This window comes from Nocardia sp. NPDC046473 (assembly GCF_040645995.1).
Classification (GTDB): domain Bacteria; phylum Actinomycetota; class Actinomycetes; order Mycobacteriales; family Mycobacteriaceae; genus Nocardia.
Genome location: NZ_JBEYZJ010000009.1, coordinates 370,462 through 384,779 on the forward strand (window position 1 = coordinate 370,462; position 14,318 = coordinate 384,779).

The 14,318-nt window shown below is 65.6% G+C and carries 14 protein-coding genes; 7 read left to right on the forward strand and 7 right to left on the reverse strand.

Annotated elements, in window-relative coordinates; genetic code table 11:
- Window positions 1-91: 91 nt before the first annotated feature.
- Window positions 92-1,030, forward strand: a complete 939-nt coding sequence (locus tag ABZ942_RS32165; RefSeq protein ID WP_357388623.1) for a LysR family transcriptional regulator — start codon at window positions 92-94, stop codon at window positions 1,028-1,030.
- A 79-nt stretch (window positions 1,031-1,109) separates the two neighbouring features.
- Here ABZ942_RS32165 and ligD read toward each other — a convergent pair whose 3' ends face one another.
- The gene (gene ligD / locus ABZ942_RS32170) at window positions 1,110-2,054 is read right to left on the reverse strand and encodes a non-homologous end-joining DNA ligase (protein ID WP_357389020.1); all 945 of its coding nucleotides are present in this window, start codon (window positions 2,052-2,054) and stop codon (window positions 1,110-1,112) included.
- A gap of 226 nt (window positions 2,055-2,280) precedes the next feature.
- Here ligD and ABZ942_RS32175 point away from each other — a divergent pair, with 226 nt between their 5' ends.
- The 3 genes from ABZ942_RS32175 (at window position 2,281) to ABZ942_RS32185 (ending at window position 4,715) form a co-directional block, all read left to right on the forward strand.
- Window positions 2,281-3,183, forward strand: coding sequence for an LLM class flavin-dependent oxidoreductase (locus ABZ942_RS32175; protein ID WP_357389022.1), 903 nt, complete (start codon window positions 2,281-2,283; stop codon window positions 3,181-3,183).
- A gap of 215 nt (window positions 3,184-3,398) precedes the next feature.
- On the forward strand, window positions 3,399-4,241 hold the full coding sequence (locus ABZ942_RS32180) for a hypothetical protein (RefSeq protein ID WP_357388625.1): 843 nt from the start codon (window positions 3,399-3,401) through the stop codon (window positions 4,239-4,241).
- 96 nt (window positions 4,242-4,337) lie between these two features.
- Window positions 4,338-4,715 (forward strand): hypothetical protein, encoded by a 378-nt coding sequence (locus ABZ942_RS32185; protein WP_357388627.1) that lies wholly within the window; start codon window positions 4,338-4,340, stop codon window positions 4,713-4,715.
- 1 nt (window position 4,716) lies between these two features.
- On the opposite strand, the gene ABZ942_RS32190 is transcribed toward ABZ942_RS32185, so the two are convergent.
- Entirely contained in the window at window positions 4,717-5,922 is a 1,206-nt protein-coding gene (locus ABZ942_RS32190; RefSeq protein WP_357388629.1) for a site-specific integrase, read from the reverse strand.
- A gap of 197 nt (window positions 5,923-6,119) precedes the next feature.
- Between ABZ942_RS32190 and ABZ942_RS32195 the strand changes: the two genes are divergently transcribed.
- A complete protein-coding gene (locus ABZ942_RS32195) occupies window positions 6,120-6,584 on the forward strand; it encodes a GNAT family N-acetyltransferase (RefSeq protein ID WP_357388631.1) in 465 nt (154 codons plus the stop codon).
- An 8-nt stretch (window positions 6,585-6,592) separates the two neighbouring features.
- On the opposite strand, the gene ABZ942_RS32200 is transcribed toward ABZ942_RS32195, so the two are convergent.
- Complete coding sequence (locus ABZ942_RS32200; protein WP_357388633.1) at window positions 6,593-7,777, reverse strand: citrate synthase; 1,185 nt, start codon at window positions 7,775-7,777, stop codon at window positions 6,593-6,595.
- Window positions 7,778-7,864: 87 nt separating this feature from the next.
- On the opposite strand from ABZ942_RS32200, the gene ABZ942_RS32205 reads away from it, so the two are divergent.
- Window positions 7,865-9,037 (forward strand): citrate/2-methylcitrate synthase, encoded by a 1,173-nt coding sequence (locus tag ABZ942_RS32205; RefSeq protein ID WP_357388635.1) that lies wholly within the window; start codon window positions 7,865-7,867, stop codon window positions 9,035-9,037.
- 196 nt (window positions 9,038-9,233) lie between these two features.
- Here ABZ942_RS32205 and ABZ942_RS32210 read toward each other — a convergent pair whose 3' ends face one another.
- Entirely contained in the window at window positions 9,234-10,700 is a 1,467-nt protein-coding gene (locus ABZ942_RS32210; RefSeq protein WP_357389024.1) for a carboxylesterase family protein, read from the reverse strand.
- 350 nt (window positions 10,701-11,050) lie between these two features.
- Between ABZ942_RS32210 and ABZ942_RS32215 the strand changes: the two genes are divergently transcribed.
- Window positions 11,051-11,467 carry a hypothetical protein gene (locus ABZ942_RS32215; protein WP_357388637.1) on the forward strand — a complete coding sequence of 139 codons (417 nt, stop codon included), beginning with the start codon at window positions 11,051-11,053 and terminating at the stop codon, window positions 11,465-11,467.
- Window positions 11,468-11,614: 147 nt separating this feature from the next.
- On the opposite strand, the gene ABZ942_RS32220 is transcribed toward ABZ942_RS32215, so the two are convergent.
- The 3 genes from ABZ942_RS32220 to ABZ942_RS32230 form a co-directional block, all read right to left on the reverse strand.
- The gene (locus ABZ942_RS32220; RefSeq protein WP_357388639.1) at window positions 11,615-12,430 is read right to left on the reverse strand and encodes a class I SAM-dependent methyltransferase; all 816 of its coding nucleotides are present in this window, start codon (window positions 12,428-12,430) and stop codon (window positions 11,615-11,617) included.
- Between the two features lie 10 nt (window positions 12,431-12,440).
- Window positions 12,441-13,331 carry a helix-turn-helix transcriptional regulator gene (locus ABZ942_RS32225; protein WP_357388641.1) on the reverse strand — a complete coding sequence of 297 codons (891 nt, stop codon included), beginning with the start codon at window positions 13,329-13,331 and terminating at the stop codon, window positions 12,441-12,443.
- Window positions 13,332-13,466: 135 nt separating this feature from the next.
- Window positions 13,467-14,318 (reverse strand): LysR family transcriptional regulator, encoded by an 852-nt coding sequence (locus ABZ942_RS32230; RefSeq protein WP_357388643.1) that lies wholly within the window; start codon window positions 14,316-14,318, stop codon window positions 13,467-13,469.

Below are 14,318 nucleotides of genomic sequence, written 5' to 3' on the forward strand. Positions count from 1 at the left end.
CTTGACCCGCGACTCGGGACATCTCCGATCCTGGTGCCCGCCCACTCGGCCGGGTAGTGGCCCAATACCGACCACCCCATAAGCTGCCCTTATGGCCCTGCCGCCGGGAACACCCGATCTGGAGGCGCTCGACCTGCTTGCATCCGTGGCAGAACTGGGCAGCCTCGGCGCGGCCGCGCGACGGCACGGCATCAGCCAGCCCGCCGCCAGCATGCGGATCAGCGCATTAGAGGGCCGACTACACCTGCGGCTGCTGGATCGCGGGCCCACCGGCTCGGCATTGACCGACGCCGGGCAGACCGTGGTCGAACTCGGCCGACCGGTGCTGGCGGCAGCGCTGGCACTGACCGCGGGAATCGCGGCCCTGCACCGCGCCGAGCGGCCGAGCTTGCATATCGTTGCGTCGAAAACCATTGCCGACCATCGCATTCCGCACTGGCTGACCGCGCTCCGTAAGATCCACCCGCAACTGGCGATAGAACTGGACGTCGCGAACTCTCGACAGGTCACCGCAGCGGTGCGCGACCGCGAAACCGAACTCGGCTTTGTCGAAGGACCCCATCCGCCAACGGGATTGGGCAGCCGAGTCCTCGTCGCCGACGAGCTCGTCGTAGTTGTCGGTCCGACCCATCCGTGGGCAACCCGCCGCCGCCCGGTGACCCCGCGCGAACTCGCCGACACCCCACTGCTGTGGCGAGAGAAGGGTTCCGGAACCCGAGACACCGTCTGGGAGGCGCTCGAGATCCACGGCACCCCGGCCCCACCGGCTGCCGAACTCGGTTCTGCCGCAGCAATTCTCGCCACTACGCGCAGTGGCGCCGCACCTGCTGTCGTCAGCCGCCTGATCGTGGCACACGAGCTACGGGCCGGCACCCTCCACGAAGTACACCTGTCCGACTCGCTCACCCTGACCAGAAAGTTCCGCGCCATCTGGCACCGCCGAACACCACCCAGCGGCCCGGCCGCCGACCTGGTCGAGCTTGCCGCCCGCATCGAGGCGGCGCGAACGAGCAGGCCGCGACCACATTGACGGCGGAGCATCGGATCGGCCGGATTCACCACCGTATGGGATATCTACGACGCCACCGCCCCCCCGCCGAGCCGACCGGTCACGAACCCGGTACGCCGGCTTCGCGCGGGGACTTGTCGGGGCGCAGGCCGCGCCAGCTCGGATGGCGTAAACCGTCGGCGCCGGCCTCGCGGAATTCGATGTCGGCGACGAGTTCGGGTTCGACCCAGTGGGCGACGGCAGCCACCGCTCGCGGGGGTGGGAGATCGAAAGGGCTGTCGGGGCGGGCGATTTCGTTGAGTCGCAGCTGCAGGGCCTTGCGGTCGCGCATGGTCCAGCCGGTGCCGACGTTGCCGAGGTGGACCAGGCGGCCCGCGTCGTCGTAGGCGCCCATCACGATGGAGCCGAAGATGCCGGTGTAGCGCCCGTTGCCGGGGAGCCAGCCTGCGACTACGACCTCGGTGGTTCGGCGGAGTGGGGTTTTGATCCAGGCGGGGGAGCGGCGGCCGGGCTGATACGTGGAGTCGAGGCGCTTGGCGATGATGCCTTCGAGTCCGTGGTCGCGGGCGACGCCGAGCATGGTGGTGGCGTCGACGTTGGCGTAATACGGCGGGGTGCGAGCGATCGGCAGGTCGATCGCCAATTCGTCTAGTCGAGCGCGTCTTTCGGTATACGGGAGAGCGAGGAGAGACTCTCCGCTGTCGGCGAGCAAATCGAAAACCAGGTATTGGATCGGTATTTCGTGCAGTAGTTCGAGGCTGGGATTCACCACATGCATCCGGCGTTGCAGCCGACGGAAGGAAGGCACGCCGGTGCTCGGCTCCGGGGCCACGATCTCGCCATCGATCAGTATGTCCCTGTTACCGAGAAAGTCGGCGAAGACACTGGTCAACTCCGGAAAAGAGCTACTCAGATCGCGATTGTTCCGACTATAGAGGCGACATTGCCCGTTCGTCAGCCGCCCGATGGCGCGAATACCGTCCCATTTCATCTCGATCGCCCACAGACCGATATCCGCTGGCGGTTGCCCCGGGACGGCCAGCATCGGCATCGGCACTGATTGCACAAGAACAGCATACTGTTAGCTACCGATTTGTCTGGTGATCAAAGGTTGTTATCAGCTATGCGGTTTCCGGGCCACGGTGAGGTAGCGCTCAACATGGGTCCCGAGCTGACGAGGAACCCTCGGCGGCGGGTTGATGCTCGATTGAGGTCGGGACTTTAGCGTTGTTGTATGAGCGATTCGGGGTCGGGGTGCGATCAGCTTCGGGATCAAGACGTTTCCCGCGAACGTCAGTTACGCCGATACCCTGCGGGTCTGGCGTGCGGCCGACGAGATTGCCGAGATCGAGCACGCGTGGCTTTACGATCACCTGCTGCCCAGGGTCGGCCCGGGCATTGGGCTGGAGGAAGGTCTTTCGGGACCAGTTCATGAAGGGTGGACGTTACTCACCGCGCTGGCTGCCCAGACGCGGCGACTGCGACTCGGGTTGCTGGTCACGAACAATCGCATCCGACGGCCCGCGGTGCTGGCGAAAATCGCCGCCACCGTCGATGTGATCGCCGATGGACGCCTCGACTTCGGCATCGGCGTCGGCGGCATGCCGAAGCGCGATCCGCAGTTCGAGACACTGGTGGCGCCCGAGTACAACGCCTACGGCATTCCGGCAGGCAGTTGGCGCGACGCGGTCGCCGACCTCGCCGAAGCGTGCACGATCATCCGGCGGATGTGGACCGAACCGGTCTTCGACTTCGCCGGCGAGCACCACCAACTCACCGCAGCCCGCTGCAACCCCAAACCGATCCAGCAACCGCATCCGCCGATCCTGATCGCGGGCATCGGGACCGCCACCTTGCGGGTGGTAGCCGAACACGCGGACATCTGGAACGTCATCGGCCCGCCCCGCAACACCATCGAGTACCTGCGGCACCGCAGCAGCGTCCTCGACGAGCACTGCGCCGCGATCGGGCGGGATCCCCGAGAGATCACCCGCTCAGCCCAGATCACCGTCTGCTACGAGGATCCCGCCGAGTCCCGGCAGCAACTACGGCACCTGATCGACGCCGGATTCACCCACCTCGTCCTCGTATTACCCGCGCCGTATCCGAACAAGGTCGCACGCTGGGCGACTGATGAGCTCATCACGCCAACCTTCGACGACGGCGCGCAGTGATATTCCTTTATCTATAAATCCGCTGGAACATTCCAGTTCAATTCTTATTGCATTGCAACATTCCAATTCGGTGCTGCCGCAGGATATCTCGCGAGAATGTGAGGCGGAAATGCTTCGAAAGCTGGTGGGCTCAATAATCGGAATTTCGTTGAAAGTGTCGGTGGCGCAATGTAATCTCCTCGACCATGCCCCCGAAATTAGTCCATGAGGGTTTTGTGGAACTGTTCCGTAGTCGACCTGAGCTGGCTGTGGATTTTCTGCGGGAGGTGTTCGAGCTATCGATGCCCGACGCCACGCAGACCCATGCTGAGCCATGCGATTTCACCGACATCGGCCCAAAAGAGTATCGAGGTGACGTCGCCTTTTCGGTCACCGATGAGACGGGGACCGCGCTGGTCGGGATCGCGGTCGAGGTGCAGCTAGCGCGCGATGGCACACGCAAGTGGAGCTGGCCGGTGTACCTGGTTACCCTCCGAGCGCGGCTGAAATGCCCGGTGTTTCTGCTCGTGGTGGCTCCGGATTCCGGCGTCGCCACATGGGCGAGGCAACCGATCGAGCTGGGACATCCCGGTTTGACACTGCACCCGCTGGTCCTCGGCCCTGAACTGGTGCCCGCTGTGACCGACACCGCTGAGGCGATTGCGGTGCCCGAGCGTGCAGTGCTGTCGGCCATCGCCCACGCCGACGGGCCACAGGCACATGAAGTCCTATCCGCCCTGATCGCAGGCTTACAGAAGACCGATGACCAGCAGACGAAAATGTACTATGACATCGTGCTCGCGGCTCTGTCCGAGTCCGCGCAACACCACCTGGAGGAGCTGATGACGACGGGATACGAGTACCAGAGCGACTTCGCTCGTATGTATGTGGCTGAGGGACGTGCTGAGGGGCGGGCGACTGAAGCGGCACGCATCGTCTTGCGAATCCTCGACGCCAAGGGGATTTCTGTCAGTGACGAGATTCGTGTGCGGATCACGAGCTGTGACGATGTGGATCAGCTCGAGCGCTGGGTTGACCGCGCAGCGCTCGCCAAGGCTGCGGACGATCTGTTCAACTGACATCGACTCTGCGCTGTCGCCCGCTCTGCGACTCGTGACGTAGCGGCGTTGTGTCCGTGCGGTATTCGCCGCCTGCCGGTCGGCTGATCTCGGCGGATGAGTACATTGCCGCCGCCGACTCGGGGCGAGGGGCGGGGTGGTCCGTCGGGTGCCAAGCAGGCGCTTTTCCTGGCGTGTGGGGTGATCGCGGGTGCTGTGCTGGCGGTCGCGGTGCCGTGGGTGGGGGAGTCAACCGGTGTGGTTGGCCGTTTGATTCCTTCCCCGTGGGTTGTGTCGATCGGGCTGACCGTGGTCTTCACCGACAACGTAGGCACTCAACGATGGCTGACGCCGACCGCATTCCAGGTGCCCGGCAAGCCGAACGGCATCGATGACGAAGTTGTCGTGCGGTTCGATCCGGAAGACCCCGGCGATATCGCGCGGATCGTGGTGGAGGTCGATAACGGAGTCAGCCGAATCGTGCAGACACGGTAGCTCAGAGGCCGAGTTTGGTAACGGCGTTGTCTTCCAAGGGGTTTGCGGTACGGATGTAGCCGTGCACGGTGCGCGGATTGGACCAACGACCTTGGCGCATGATCTCGCGGTCACTGGCGCCACCGAGCGCAGCCTGGGTGGCGAAGCCTGCGCGCAGGGAGTGGCCGGAGAAGAGGTCGGGGTCGAGACCGGCGCGGGCGGCATAGCGTTTGACGAGTTCGGCGACGGCACGGCCGGACATCGGGGTGGCGCCGACCGTACCGTGACGATTTATGGTGGGGCACAAGGGTAGGTCGGGTTGCTCGGCGAGAGCGGTTCCGGTGAAGCCGTGACAGCGGTGAATGTCCGGGTCGACGGCGGACTCGGTGAGGTGGGTGCGCAGGCCCGATGTGCCTTCGGCAGTGTGTATTTCGAGCAAACGGACCCAGTCGGCGAAGGCGCAGACGGGGCAGGTGCGCGGCCGTTGACCGCGTGGCAGTGCGACGCGTTGTTCGGCGACACCGGTGGGGTCGGTCTTCGTCGACGGCAGCCGCACCAGCAGCACCGGTTCGCCGGTGGCGTGATCGAGTTGCACCTCGACGTCGGCGATGCGCAGTCCGGCGAGCTCGCTGCGCCGCAGTGCGCCGGCGAACCCGATCAACAGCACGAGCGCATCGCGACGCCGGGCCGGTTCGGTAGGCCAGCCAGGTTCGGGAAGCCCGGCCAGTAGCTGGTCGAGGGTGTGCAACAGTACGGGGCGTTTACGTTTCGGCTGCGTGCGCCGCGTACGCCGGATGCCGCGCAGAGTCAGCCGGACCACGTCGGAACGGGTGGGCGACGGCAACCCGTTCGCCGCATGCACTGCGGCGATCGCAGCCGACTTGCGTTCCAGTGTCGCCGCGCTGAACGCCCACTCGCCGGTGTCGCGACGCGCGTCCGCCGCCGCGGCCAGATAGACAGCGACATCGAGCGGATCAGCGGGCATCGCCTGCCGCGTCTCGGCCGAACACCACGCCGACCACGCGATCCAGTCGGTCCGATAGGCGCGCAACGTATTCGCCGACTGTGAAGCCTCGAGATACCGGCGCAGCGAACCCGCCTGATGGTCGTCAAACCGCTCCCGCACCAACCGCAACGCGGCCGCGTCCACGAGAACGCTCCGCACCCCGCGACGCAGCTCGGTCCGCACCGACTCCGGCATCGCGACGACAGCAGCGCCCTGTTCCATCGACCAGCTCCCTATTTCTAGACCGATCCCATTCTCCTGCTGCCCCAGTCCAATTCACGGCATCACCCGTCTCCCCGCGCGTCGGCATCCGCTACACCGAACACTCGGTCACTCATACCCACCAGTTCTAGCGTCCTTCGTAACGATCTCGCCGGTACCGCTGTTTGTAATCTGCTGTCCTATGCCAGAATCCGCGCATGAGTACCACCATGATCCATCCGGTACAGGATGACGAGCTGGTCGGCGTCGCCCAACTTCGTTGGCAGTGGTTCCGAGAGGTCCGTGGGACTCCGGCGACTACGCAGGAGGAGTTCACGGAGTCGTTTGTCGCTTGGGCGCAGGCCAACAGATCGTCGCACCGCTGTCTGGTGTTGGTGGAAGACGCAGTGGTGATCGGGATGGCATGGTTGGCGATCTATCAACGCGTACCGAGCGTCGGTACTTCGCAACGCCTTTCGGGTGACGTGCAGAGCGTGTACGTCGTGCCCGACCGCCGAGACAGCGGGCTCGGCAGTGAGCTCATCGACGCCGTCGTGCGGCTTGCCGACGAACTGGGATTGCAGCCGCTGACCGTCAACTCCAGCACCAAGGCGGTCAATGCGTACATCCGGCGTGGGTTCGTGACCTCGCCGGAGCTGTTGAAGGCCGAATTCGTGCGCTGAGCCTGGATCTAGGGCGCGGGGACCGGGGTTCGGTTCGGGCGGAAGCGCATCGGGGGTTCGGTGTACTCCTCGAGGGTGTGCGCGATCCAGCCGATGGTGCGGGCGATGGCGAAGATCGCCTCCCCGGCATCGGGGCGCATGCGGTATGCGTGCATGAGTACGGCCAGGGCGAGGTCGATGTTCGGTACGGCGGTCTGGGGTGCACCGAGTTGGTCGGTGATGGCGTCGATGGCGGTCAGGGCCGGTGCGGCGGTGGGGACGGATCGGAGCAGGGTGAGCAGCAGTTCGGCGCGTGGGTCGGTGGTGCGGTAGATCAGGTGTCCGAAACCGGGAAGTCCGCCGCCGAGGCGTAGCCGTTCGGACGCCGCGCCGAGCGGGTCGGCGATGGCATCGTCGAGGAAGCGGTACGCGACAGTGCTTGCCGCGCCGTGATATTGGCTGTCCAGGGCGCCGAGACCGGCGGAGACGACGCCGTAGGGATGGACTCGCGCGCTGGCCGCGACCCGGGCGGCCATGGTGGAGATCGCCAGGCCGTGGTCGGCCAGCAGTGTCAAGGTCGAGTCGAGCAGGCCGGCGGGCAAGGGTGCGTTGGTCAGGCTGGGCCCTAACCGCTGGGCCAGTGTTCCGGAGTCGAGTCGCGTCGCACCGAGGCAATCGACCTCGACCGCGAGCAGGATGCGGGCCGTGCGCAGCACTCCCTGCGGCGACAGGTCGAAACGCAGCTGATCACTGGCGCTGGCAACGGTCACCGCGACCCGCATCCGATCGGTCAGCCGAACACTCTCCGCCAGCGCGCCGACCGCGGCACGGCAGGTCATGAGAATCTCGGCGGGGGCGATGAATTGCTCTGGTGGCGAGTCCAAATCGCCGGTCCACAGCAGGCCGGCCACAGATTCGATCGGCTGTGTGAGGTCCTCGACGTTGTGGCCGCGGTAGTACAGCCGGTCGTCCTCGATGCGTGAGATCGCGGTGACGATGTCCTCCATCGTCCCGCGGCGCTCGCCACCATGCCGCCGCCCGTGCGCCAGCCGGGCCACCTCGTCCTCCCGGAACAGACTGCCTCGGCGGCCCGCAGCCGGGATCTTGGTCAACAGTCCCCGGCTGACGTAGGCGTAAACGGTCTCGGGCTTGATCTCGAGACGACTCGCCACCTCGGCGGTGGTGAGGTGGCGTGCGTCACCTTTCGCGTCCATGACCTGCCTCTCCGCACTCACATTGACTTGATCAATATTGACTCTAGTTGAGCGCGCTCGCACAGTTCAGTCAAGGAGGTCTGAACGATGACTATCAACGGTGTCGAACTCGACGAACTGATCAATGTGCCTGCCGGGCTACGCAATGTGGTGGCGGCCGATACTCGATTGGGTGATGTTCGCGGGCAGGAAGGCTTCTATCACTATCGCCAGTACTCGGCGATCGACCTGGCATCCGCACGCACCTTCGAAGAGGTGTGGTTTCTGCTGTTCGAGGGCCACTTGCCGGACCAGGCGGAGTTGATCGAGTTCACCGACCAGGTGGCCCGATCACGGCAGCTGCCGCCGGAACTGCTCCCGGTGTTGCCGACTATCGCGTCCAGCGGGGATCCGTTCCGTCCGATGGTCGGCTTGCGGACAGCTCTGTCGATGCTGGCTGCGGTGCGTGACCTGCAGCCGGTGTGGGACGGGGACTCCGCGTCACGTAAGGCCGACGCGCTGTTGATCTGCGCGGTGACGCCGACGATCCTGGCCGCGCTGCATCGGCTCCACCGCGGGCTGGAACCGGTTGTCCCGCAGGCGGATTTGTCGACGGCGGCGAACTGGCTGTACATGCTGACCGGCGAGCTGCCGGGACAACAGGCCAGTCGGGCGATCGAGCAGTACCTGATCGCGACGATCGATCACGGGTTCAATCCCTCCACCTTCACCGCGCGGGTCGTGGCCTCCACCGGTGCCGACGTCGCGTCGGCGGTCGTCGCGGCGATCGGCGCGTTCTCCGGACCGCTGCACGGTGGTGCGCCGGACCGGGCGTTGGACGGGTTGGATGAGATCGGCAGTGCGGATCGCATCGACGGCTGGGTCCGCGACAAAGTCGCCAACGGTGACCGGGTGATGGGCTTCGGACATGCCGTGTATCGCACCGCGGATCCTCGTTCGGTTCTGTTGCGCGACATCGGTATCGGACTCGGCGGCGAGCTGGTGGAGTTCGCGACTACGGTGGAACGCCGGGTTACCGAGGTGCTCGCCGAACTCAAGCCCGGCCGGGATCTCTATGCGAACGTCGAGTTCTATGCCGGGGTCGTCATGGAACTGTGTGGGATACCGCGTTCGATGTTCACCCCGACCTTCGCCACGAGTCGTGTCGTCGGGTGGACCGCCAACATTCTCGAACAGGCTGACACAGCGAAGGTTATCCGTCCGTCCGCGCGATACGTCGGTCCGCGTGCGCCGCAACCTGTGCCTGGGTCAGTGAGGTAGATCCAGGGCGTCGAACTGGTGAGTCGACCAGAAACGGCGCGAGTGTTCTCGGGGTCGGGGGCGGTTCGCGTGCGACCCAACCGGTGCGGGGGTCAGTCAGGTAGGTCCAGGCGCCGAACTGATGAGTCGACAGATACAGCGTGAGTGTTCTCGGGTAGAGGTCGATTGGCGTGCGCCGCAACCTGTGCCGTGTGGGTCACTCGGGTAGGTCCAGCGCGCCGAACTGGTGGGTGGACCAGATGCGGCGTGAGCGTTCCTCGGGGTAGGGCTGAGTTGTCGGCTCGGGAGTGTAGACGCGGGTTGATCGGGCGTCCGGAACGTATGGGGCCCAGCCGGGGTCGCCCGTGGTGGCGAACTTCAGCCAGTCGGTGCGCATGTGGTGGGCGACGTGCACGGACTCGGCGGCGGCGTTCGGGAGTGCTGACGGATGGTTGCGGACGTCGTCGAGGTCGAGCGTGCCGAACACGAGCAGCACGTCGAGGCTGTGGGAGGCGCCCTGGTCCCGGTTGTAGCTCCAGCAGAGTTCGTAGTTCCAGACCTGCCCGCCGCCGGTGTGCTGGGCGTCGGCGAGATGTAGGTCAGGCATCCGAAACAGCCAGTCGCAGTTGATGAGTTCGTACAGCTCGCCGGGGGTGGCCTCTGGGTAGAGGGCGCGGTAACTGGTGTCCGAGGTCGGTGCGAAATGGTCCAGCGTGGTGTTCACCTGGGCGTCGGTTACCTCGGTGCCGAGCAGGGAATTGATCAGCCGGTATTCGTCACGGGTGTGTCCTACGAGTAGGTCGATATCTCGTGCGGCACCGTTGGCGAGCGCGTGCCATGGTGCATGCGCGAGGACATCACCGTCGACGACGGGTGAGAACGCGGTCGGGGTCAGCGCGGTGGGGCCCCAGGATTCGACGAAGTCCGGCATCTTCTCCAGGACGGCATCCGCTGCGTTGACCAGCGCGGCCGGGGAGAAGCGGGTGAGCTCATCAACCGTGGCTTGCGCACCGAGTGCCGCAGCGATCGTTGCCGAGATCGCGGCGGACAGCCGCGGCGAGAAAAACGTACCGGGGCAGCTCTGGGCTATCGCTCGACGAAACAGTCCGGCGGCCAACGGCATAGTGAGTAGCGCGGTAGTGCAACCCGCGCCCGCGGACTGGCCGAACACGGTGACGTTGCCCGGATCGCCACCGAACGCGGCAACATTGTCCTGCACCCACCGCAACGCGGCGATCTGGTCGAGAATCCCGCGATTGTTCGGTGCCCCAGCGATATTGGCGAAACCTTCTACGCCGACGCGATAGTTCATGCTGACCATCACCACACCGGATTCGGCGAGAATCGTTCCGTCGGTGTGCGGGTTACTGGAGGTGCCCTCCACATATCGGCCCCCATGAATCCACACCATCACCGGCAGCGCAGCGGCGCCGAGGTCGGGGGACCAGACGTTGAGAGTCAAGCAGTCACCGTCGCCAGAAATCACGCGTGCTTGTGGAACCGGCGGACCGAAGTCCAGTGCGTCGCGGACACCGTCCCACGGTTGCGCCGGAACGGGAGCGGCGAACCGCCGTGCGCCGAATGGTGGCTCGGCGTAGGGGATACCTCGGAACACTGCGACGGCGTTCTCCCACCTGCCGCGCACAACTCCGGCGGCCGTGCGGATTTCAGGTTCGGTGTGCACTCGCAAGAGCTCGCTTTCCTTCAGGGGCGTCCTGGAGCTGGTCGATCCGAGAGGGAAGCGCCGAGTTACTGGCGGTGCGCTCTCCCTTGGCCCACTCAACCGGGCACGAACACGGCATCTGCACGGTAGACCGCAGATCCAGTGATGCTCAACAGAATTTCAGCGCCGGCTCGAACCGCTGGAACGTCGCTGGGCGAGGTCGCGAACGGAGAACCGTTACCGGTCCGGACCGTCCGGCGACGGCATCAGAGCCACTGACGGCTGCCCCCATAAGTGGCGCTCCCAGGGCTGCGGTCCGATCGATAGGCTCATGCGGCAACGCAATTCGCTGCGAATCGAAGGGACTCCACATGCTCCGATCACACCGGTTCGCTGCGGCTGCGATGGCGACGGTGGGTGCGATGGCGGCCGCGCTGGTACTGACCGCGCCTGCGGCGCCGGCCGCGATCACCGCTTTCACGGTGAAGTCGCTGGACGACCCGGCCACCTACACCGCGGACTGTGCCTACATCGTGCGAGCGACGGCCGAGCCCGGCACCTACCTCAGTTTCCACGACGGCCAGGACGGCAAGTTCGATCCACCGAACGCGACCAAGACCGGCGTCGACGGCGACGTCCTCGCCATGTGGACCCCACACACCACTGGTTTACACACGCTGCACGCCGTACAGGCCGGTGGTGACGAGCGCACCATCGAGATCGAAGTAGGCACCGGCGCGGTCGAGGAGTGCGCCCAGCTCTCCTGGATGTCGGTGGCTCCCAAATAGTATTGGCCCGCAACCGGTTACGAACCGGATGAGGGCATCCACGGCCTTGACTGAGCCGCATTGCCAACAGCCGCGCTGCAGCCGGTGCCGAACCACGGCACGGGCGAACTCGGGGACGGTGAAAGCTGTCCGGGCGTTGCCGCGAACCTATCGCCGGGTTGCGGTCAGGACTTCCAGTTTCACCGGTTCGATGAGTCCGTCAGGCTCGATTGCCTGCAGGGTTTCGGTGACCTCGTGCTCGAACTCGGAGCGCCGGTTACCGAGCAGGCGACGAAGCCGTAGGGAGGTCGAGTAGAGATACCCGATCACCTGTTCGGTCGTCCAGGGGCGGTCGAATTCATAGACCAATCGATTCACCTGGGAGAAGGGCGAACGTGCGAGGACCTGCTCGTGCGGGTGGTGATCAACGGCGCGGTTGAGACGGCCCGGCAGGGGATCCGCTGGCGTTAGCTCCGGTGGTAGATAACGGCGTTGGATGTCCTCGACGGACTGCTGCCATGCGGTGGTCGGTCGGACCAGGCAGCTGTCGTTGGCAAGCACGATGACGCCGTTCCGCTCGACCATGACGTCGAGGGCATCGAGGACTTGCTCGCGATCCATCCAGTGGAACGAACGGCCCATGGTGACCATCCGGAATTGCCCGAGCTCACCGGAAAGGTCGGTCGAACCGCCTTGTTCCCAGTGCACGTTGGTGGTTTCCGCAGCTTGGGCGCGTCGGGCGGCCTCGACAAGCATCTCGGGTTCGGGGTCCATTCCGACCGCTTCGGCGACGTGGGCCGCCAGCGGTATGGCCAACTGACCTGTGCCGCAGCCCAGATCGAGAAGCCTGCCAGTGCGGTCGAGGTGAAACCGCTCGATGAGATCGTCGAAGAACGACTGCGGGTAATCCGGTCGATAGCGGGCATAATGCCACGCGGTTCCCTCGAACAGTCCGCTGTTGGAACGCTTCGGTGAGTCGGTCATCGTCGGAATATCAGCTGAGGGCTTGGGTTTCGGTCGCTAGTCTCTCTTGGCTGGCCGCCCACGACGCCAGTAGTGCTAGACCGTCTGCGGTCGCCGTGCCAGCTGCTGCGGTGTAGACGATCAGGAGCAGGCCGGGTTCGGCAGGTAGCTCCATCGACTCGACGTCCAGGTCGAGCTGGCCCACTACTGGATGGTGCAGACGCTTGCGGCCGGATCGGTGGAGCCGAACGTCCTGAGATGCCCACCGCTGCCGAAATAGTTCACTGCGTGTCGATAATTCACCGACCAGGGCGATCAGGTCTTCGTCGTGCGGATTGCGTCCGGCTTCCATGCGTAGCTTCGCGGCCACATCGGCGGCGATTCGGTCATAGTCGGCGAAGAACGTTTGTGCCGCTTCGGGGTCCAGATACACGAACCGTGCGGTGTTGGCCGGCCGTCGCGTGTCGGCCAGCACCGGTGAATACAGCGCGCGGCCGAGCTGATTCATGGCCAGCACGTCGAAACGGCCGTTGCAAATCCATGCTGGCGCATCGGTGATGGCGTCGAGCACCTGCCGAAGCGCCGGACGCACTGTCACAGCGGGTCGCCGACGGCGGCGACCACTGGGCGCCCCGGACTGCCGCGCAAGGTGGAACAGATGATCGCGCTCGGCCTCGTCGAGTTGCAAGGCGGCGGCCACCGCGTCGAGCACCCCGTCGGAGGCGCCGCTGAGGCTGCCGCGCTCCATCCGCACGTAGTAGTCGACCGATACTCCTGCCAGTAGAGCCACCTCTTCGCGGCGCAGACCCTTGACCCGGCGGTTGCCGCCGTAGGCGGGCAGTCCGGCCCGCTCGGGCCCGATCCGCGCGCGACGCGAACTCAGGAATTCCTTGATCTCAGTGCGCAGTTCGATCGTGGCCACCCCTTCACCGTAGGTCCTGTCCGCAGGCGAAGGGAGGTTCTGCTGGTACCCCCGACGGCTACGTGCCCTGAAGGGCCTCTGCTCACCTTGGCCCGACCGATCCGCGCTGCGTTGGCCCATCGCGGACCCCGCGGGTCATGTGCGGTATAGCTCGGTGAGAAGCTCGACTACAGCGCGGGTGGCTGGGTGGGGGTCGTCGCGCCACCAGACGAGTCGCACGGTGACCGGTTCGGCGTCGCGTACCGGCAGGTAGACGATGCCGGGCCTTGGATATTGGTCAACGACGGACTGCGCGGTAACCCCCACGCACCGGCCGGTGGCGATGACCGTGAGCCAGTCATCGATGTCGCGGCTCTCCTGCGTCACGGGCCGCGCGTTCGCGGGCCACAAATCCGGGCCGGTCGTTCCGGTGCGCTGGTCAACGAGCAGGACGCGGCTGCTGAGATCGGCCAGGTGCACCGAGCGGCGCCGCGCCAGGGGATCGGCGGCGGCCAGCGCGCACCAGCGTGTTTCCTGACCCACGATGGCGCCCTCGAAGCGGCGGTCCACCAGCGGCCTACGGATGACCGCGAGGTCCGCGGTGCCCTCGGCCAGGCCGGCGCTCGGGGAGTTGATTCGAAGCAGGTGCATTTGCGTTTCCGGGTGCGATTCCCGCCACCGGTGTTGAAAGTCGACTGTCAGTCGGCCGAGTGCCGACCATGCGTGGCCGATACGCAGTTCGACGTGGCCCGATGTCGCTTCCTGTATCAGGTTGTCGACCTCGTTCAGCACGCGCCGGGCGTGCGCTACAACGCGTAATCCGATCGCGGTCGGCGAGGTTTCGCGGGACGTGCGTCGCAGCAGCCGTACGCCGAGGCGCTGCTCGAGTGCCGCAAGTGTGCGGGAGACCGCCGCCTGTGACACCCCCAGCGCGATCGCGGCGTCGGTGAACGTGCCCTCGTCCACGATCGCGATGAGGCAGCGCAACTGACGCAACTCGACATCCAT

Excerpts from the sequence above, each read along its gene's own strand:
- ABZ942_RS32165 (WP_357388623.1), top strand. The coding sequence starts at position 92 with ATGGCCCTGCCGCCGGGAACACCCGATCTGGAGGCGCTCGACCTGCTT.
- ligD (WP_357389020.1), bottom strand. The coding sequence starts at position 2,054 with ATGCTGGCCGTCCCGGGGCAACCGCCAGCGGATATCGGTCTGTGGGCG.
- ABZ942_RS32185 (WP_357388627.1), top strand. The coding sequence starts at position 4,338 with ATGAGTACATTGCCGCCGCCGACTCGGGGCGAGGGGCGGGGTGGTCCG.
- ABZ942_RS32190 (WP_357388629.1), bottom strand. The coding sequence starts at position 5,922 with ATGGAACAGGGCGCTGCTGTCGTCGCGATGCCGGAGTCGGTGCGGACC.
- ABZ942_RS32195 (WP_357388631.1), top strand. The coding sequence starts at position 6,120 with ATGAGTACCACCATGATCCATCCGGTACAGGATGACGAGCTGGTCGGC.
- ABZ942_RS32200 (WP_357388633.1), bottom strand. The coding sequence starts at position 7,777 with ATGGACGCGAAAGGTGACGCACGCCACCTCACCACCGCCGAGGTGGCG.
- ABZ942_RS32205 (WP_357388635.1), top strand. The coding sequence starts at position 7,865 with ATGACTATCAACGGTGTCGAACTCGACGAACTGATCAATGTGCCTGCC.
- ABZ942_RS32215 (WP_357388637.1), top strand. The coding sequence starts at position 11,051 with ATGCTCCGATCACACCGGTTCGCTGCGGCTGCGATGGCGACGGTGGGT.
- ABZ942_RS32220 (WP_357388639.1), bottom strand. The coding sequence starts at position 12,430 with ATGACCGACTCACCGAAGCGTTCCAACAGCGGACTGTTCGAGGGAACC.
- ABZ942_RS32230 (WP_357388643.1), bottom strand. The coding sequence starts at position 14,318 with ATGGATGTCGAGTTGCGTCAGTTGCGCTGCCTCATCGCGATCGTGGAC.